This is a genomic window from Burkholderia sp. Ac-20392 (genome assembly GCF_017104585.1).
GTDB classification, from domain to species: domain Bacteria; phylum Pseudomonadota; class Gammaproteobacteria; order Burkholderiales; family Burkholderiaceae; genus Burkholderia; species Burkholderia lata.
This window is the reverse complement of sequence record NZ_JAAGPB010000654.1, coordinates 1-3963: the sequence shown is the minus strand read 5'-3', so window position 1 is coordinate 3963 and position 3963 is coordinate 1. Positions and strand designations below refer to the sequence as shown.

Here is a 3963-nt window from a genome sequence, read left to right as displayed (position 1 = left end):
CCGCCACCTGATCGGGCAGTTGCTCGCGCTCGCGCGGGCGCAAAGCGCGCCGGCCGCGCCGCCCGGTGACGTGTCGGTCCATGCAGTCTATCGCCGCGTGCTGGAAGACCTGATGCCGCTCGCCGATGCGAAAACCATCGACATCGGCATCGAAGACGGCCCGGACACCTCCGTGCCCGTCGACGAGCTCGAACTCGTATCGCTCGTGATGAACCTGGTCGACAACGCGATCCGCTACACGCCGCCGGGCGGACGCGTGGACCTGGCGACGCAACGCACGGACACGCATGCGTGCGTGACGATCGTCGATACCGGCCCGGGCATCGCGCCGCACGAACGCGCGCGCGTGTTCGATCCGTTCTACCGGGTGCCGGGCAATGCGCAGATCGGCTCCGGGCTCGGCCTGTCGATCGTGAAGATCGTCGCGGACCGGATGGGCGCCGACATCGCGCTTGCGTATGCGGACGAAGCGGAATCGCGCGGGTTGCGCATCTCGGTGCGGATTCCGCTCGTACGGCCGCCTGGCGCGACGCAGCCCGACCGCCCCGCCGACACGCCGGCGCAACACGCACCGCGCGACGGACACCGCACTTGAGCGTCAGCCGCCGATCGTCCCGCGATCGATCTTGCGCGACAGGATGATCGACGTCGTCGTGCGTTCGACGCCTTCGAGCGTGCCGATCTGGTCGAGCAGGTCGTTGAGCCGTTCGGGCGAATCCGCGCGCAGCCACGCGACGTAGTCGTACTCGCCGCTCACCGCGCACAGCAGCTGCACCTCGGGCATCCGGTCGAGCTTGCGCAGCACGTCCTTGCCGAACTTCGGCGTGAGGATGATGCCGACGTACGCGTAAATGCTCGCGTCGAGCACGTCCTGCCCGAGCCGGACGCTGTAGCCGGCGATCACGTTGGTGCGTTCGAGCCGCGCGATGCGTGCGACGACCGTCGTGCGCGCAACGTCGAGCTGGCGCGCGAGATCCGCAACGCTGGCGCGCGCATCGGCCTGCAGCAGCGCGACGAGTTGCCGGTCGAGATCGTCGAGTTGGTCGAGGCGGGGTGGACGCATGAGGCTGGGCCGGGGCACGACGCGCCGGCTGAGTGGAAGGTGACGCGATGATAGCGCCGAACGCCGGCCCGCCCAAACGCCATCGTCCGGAGCCGATACGAACCTTTCAATTTCGATTCGTATCGGATGTAAGCAAGTGTCGCATTCACTGCTGCGCCGCACGCAACGTGCTACTAATAGCAGGCGACGCGAGAAGCGCGCTTGCGGCAGTTGCCGCCGCGCCCGCTCGCAAGACACCACCCCGGAGAGCCAACCATGAAGAAAATCTCGCTCACCCTCGCTACGCTCGCCGTTGCAGCCAGCGCGTTCGCGCAAACCCCGGCACAGCCGCAGGCGCCCGCCCAGGCCACGACGGCCGCGGCTTCGGCCCCGAGCGCCGAGCAGCGCGAGGCGCGCCACGAAGCGCGCGTCGAGCAGCGTATCAAGTACCTGCACGACCAGCTGAAGATCACGTCGGCGCAGGAACCGCAGTGGAAGACGTTCGCCGACACGATGCGCGACAACGGCGACACGATGGGCCGCCTCTATCGCGAACGGATGGCCAAGCACGACGTCTCCGCGCTCGACGACATGAAGCAGTATGCGGAACTGTCGCAGGCGAACGCCGACGGCGCGAAGAAGCTCGCCGACTCGTTCGCACCGCTCTACGAGAGCTTCCCGGCCGACCAGAAGGCACTGGCCGACACGACGTTCCGCAGCTGGCTGCATCACGGCGGCGAACATCGCGGCAAGGGCAAGACGAAGGGCAAGGAAGGCAAGGCGGCAGCCGCGCCGGCCGCCAGCGCACCCGCGCAGCCCTGACGCCCTCCCCGCCGGCGCCGTGTCGCCCGTCCGGGCCGAACGGCGCCGCGCCGCTCCAGGCGACCGGCGCGTCACACGGCGCGCCGGATTCGGGATAAGCTCCCGGCTTTTACAGCTTTCCCGCCCTTCCCCGCCATGCTCGAACTCAAGCAAATCGACCTGCGTACCGATCCGCAGGCCCGTCGCGTCGTCAAGGACGAAACCGTCGCCGTTTCCTTCGCAGAAGCCGACGGCGAACTGATGAGCCTCGAAGGCCCGAACCGCTATGTCGCAGGCGACGCGTTGATTACGGGCTCGACCGGCGACCGCTGGGTCGTGTCGCGCGCGCGCTTCGACGCCAAGTACCTGCCCGCCGATCCGGCGCTCGCACACGGCGCATCGGGCGCTTACCGGAACCGGCCGGCCGTCGTGCTCGCCCGCCGGATGGACGAGCCGTTCACGATCGCCCGCTCGGAAAACGGCGACACGCTGCGCGGCGTCGCCGGCGACTGGGTGATGCAGTACGCGCCCGGCGACTACGGTGTCGTGCAGGCGCAGCGCTTCGCGCAGGTCTATCGCGACGCGTAATGCAGCGCGCCGGCATTGCGCCGGCGCGAACGGTCATCAAGCAAAGTCTTCGTCGAGTTCGAGTTCCGCGTCGCGCTCGACGGCCTCGCCGGCCGCGTGACGCTCCTCGAGCGACCCGAGCATCGCTTCCGTATATGCATGCAGCACCGCATGGCTGCGTGCCCGTTGCATCGGCTTGAGCGCCAGATAGCGCGCGAGCGCGGCCGGCACGATGCGGATATCGAGCGTCATCCGCTTCGGCGCCGAGCCGAAACGCATCGCCAGCCACTGCACGGACAGGAACCGCCCGCGCGCGTCGCTGCTTTCAGCGAAACGCGTCTGCTCCGGAAAGAGATCGCAGATCACGCGTGCGAGCGCGTCGAATTCCGCGCTCTGGCATTCGATCAGATAGTCATCCATCCCGTCTCTCCCGTCAGGCTGCCGATTGCGACGGCCGGCATGCCTTCACCAGCACGACGACCAGGATCGCGGCCAGCACGAAATACGCGGCCTCGACCCAGCCGGCCGGCAGCACGCGCACCTGGTACAGCAGCGCCGGCGCAGCCGCCAGCGCATGCAGCACGATCGCGAGCGGCAACACGCCCGCGCGGCCGGCGCGCACGCCGCGCCAGACCAGCACCGACAGCGCGAGCTGCAGCACGAATGCCGTGCAGCGTTCGAGCAGCAACAGCAGGATCGACTGCGCCGACAGCGTCGCGAGCATCACCTGCAGCCGCACGACGGTATCGCCCGGCAGGTCGGCGAGTTGCGTTTCGAGCTGGCCACGGCTCGCGAGCCACGCGAGATACGACCACTGGCCCCACACGAGTACGCCGACGAACCATGCTTCGGCGCCACCGTGACCGATCCCGTAGCCGATTCCGCGGCTGTCGCCGGCCGACGACGGGCCATAGCGGCGGTTCAGGAAACGCATCCCGAGATAGCGACCGACTTCCTCGAATACGGCCGTCGCGAGCGCGCTGTACGTGACGAACGCGAGCGGCTGCGTGAGCCAGCCATCCGGCGGCGTCTGGCTCAGTACGAGCCCGTGGAACGCGCGTTCGAGGATCATCGCGAACAGCGTGAAGACGGCCACGCCGACGATCGTGTCGCGGCGGTTCAACGCCAGCGGCTTGCGCAGAATACGGTAGAGGACGAGCGGCAGGAGCGCGATGATCAGCGTGGCGGCGATCAGCACCGCCAGCGTGACGGGAGCGACAGTCATGTATTTCCTTGTTCGGGGCAGCGCACCTGACGCGCTGCGTGCCCCGAATGATACTCAGCTTGCGGTCGACGCGCGCGCAACCAGCTCGCCCGGCAACAGCGAGACGCGTACGTCGCCCGCCGCGCCGTCGATCCGCTCGTGCACGAATTCGACGGCCTTGTAGCCGATTTCGTAGGTCGGCTGGCGAATCGTCGTGATTCCGATCAGCTCGGCCCATTCCGGATCGTCGATCGACAGCAGCGCTGCCCTCTGCTGCCATGCGGTGCCGAAACGCGCGCGCAGGTGGCGCGCGATCGCGAGTGCGACCGGCGCGTTCGCGGCGAACAAG

7 protein-coding genes are annotated in these 3963 nt (G+C 68.4%); 3 read left to right on the top strand and 4 right to left on the bottom strand.

The features are described from left to right. On the top strand, positions 1-595 hold a 595-nt coding region (locus G3N99_RS36325), incomplete at its 5' end, for a HAMP domain-containing sensor histidine kinase (protein ID WP_206124774.1). A 3-nt stretch (positions 596-598) separates the two neighbouring features. Here G3N99_RS36325 and G3N99_RS36320 read toward each other — a convergent pair. Next, positions 599-1063 carry an Lrp/AsnC family transcriptional regulator gene (locus tag G3N99_RS36320; protein WP_006481526.1) on the bottom strand — a complete coding sequence of 155 codons (465 nt, stop codon included), beginning with the start codon at positions 1061-1063 and terminating at the stop codon, positions 599-601. A 255-nt stretch (positions 1064-1318) separates the two neighbouring features. Here G3N99_RS36320 and G3N99_RS36315 point away from each other — a divergent pair, with 255 nt between their 5' ends. Further along, a complete protein-coding gene (locus tag G3N99_RS36315) occupies positions 1319-1864 on the top strand; it encodes a Spy/CpxP family protein refolding chaperone (protein ID WP_011352173.1) in 546 nt (181 codons plus the stop codon). A 135-nt stretch (positions 1865-1999) separates the two neighbouring features. Next, positions 2000-2431 carry a PGDYG domain-containing protein gene (locus tag G3N99_RS36310; RefSeq protein ID WP_174933957.1) on the top strand — a complete coding sequence of 144 codons (432 nt, stop codon included), beginning with the start codon at positions 2000-2002 and terminating at the stop codon, positions 2429-2431. Between the two features lie 36 nt (positions 2432-2467). Here G3N99_RS36310 and G3N99_RS36305 read toward each other — a convergent pair whose 3' ends face one another. The 3 genes from G3N99_RS36305 to G3N99_RS36295 form a co-directional block, all read right to left on the bottom strand. Beyond that, entirely contained in the window at positions 2468-2830 is a 363-nt protein-coding gene (locus G3N99_RS36305; protein ID WP_043182999.1) for a DUF3022 domain-containing protein, read from the bottom strand. 13 nt (positions 2831-2843) lie between these two features. Next, positions 2844-3635: a YhfC family glutamic-type intramembrane protease gene (locus G3N99_RS36300; RefSeq protein WP_206124773.1), complete on the bottom strand. Its 792-nt coding sequence runs from the start codon at positions 3633-3635 to the stop codon at positions 2844-2846. A 54-nt stretch (positions 3636-3689) separates the two neighbouring features. Continuing rightward, positions 3690-3963, bottom strand: a 274-nt coding sequence (locus G3N99_RS36295) for a substrate-binding domain-containing protein (RefSeq protein WP_206124772.1), incomplete at its 5' end; no start/stop codon positions are given.

Coding starts and splice junctions, on each gene's coding strand:
- G3N99_RS36320 (WP_006481526.1), bottom strand. CDS start 1,063: ATGCGTCCACCCCGCCTCGACCAACTCGACGATCTCGACCGGCAACTC.
- G3N99_RS36315 (WP_011352173.1), top strand. CDS start 1,319: ATGAAGAAAATCTCGCTCACCCTCGCTACGCTCGCCGTTGCAGCCAGC.
- G3N99_RS36310 (WP_174933957.1), top strand. CDS start 2,000: ATGCTCGAACTCAAGCAAATCGACCTGCGTACCGATCCGCAGGCCCGT.
- G3N99_RS36305 (WP_043182999.1), bottom strand. CDS start 2,830: ATGGATGACTATCTGATCGAATGCCAGAGCGCGGAATTCGACGCGCTC.
- G3N99_RS36300 (WP_206124773.1), bottom strand. CDS start 3,635: ATGACTGTCGCTCCCGTCACGCTGGCGGTGCTGATCGCCGCCACGCTG.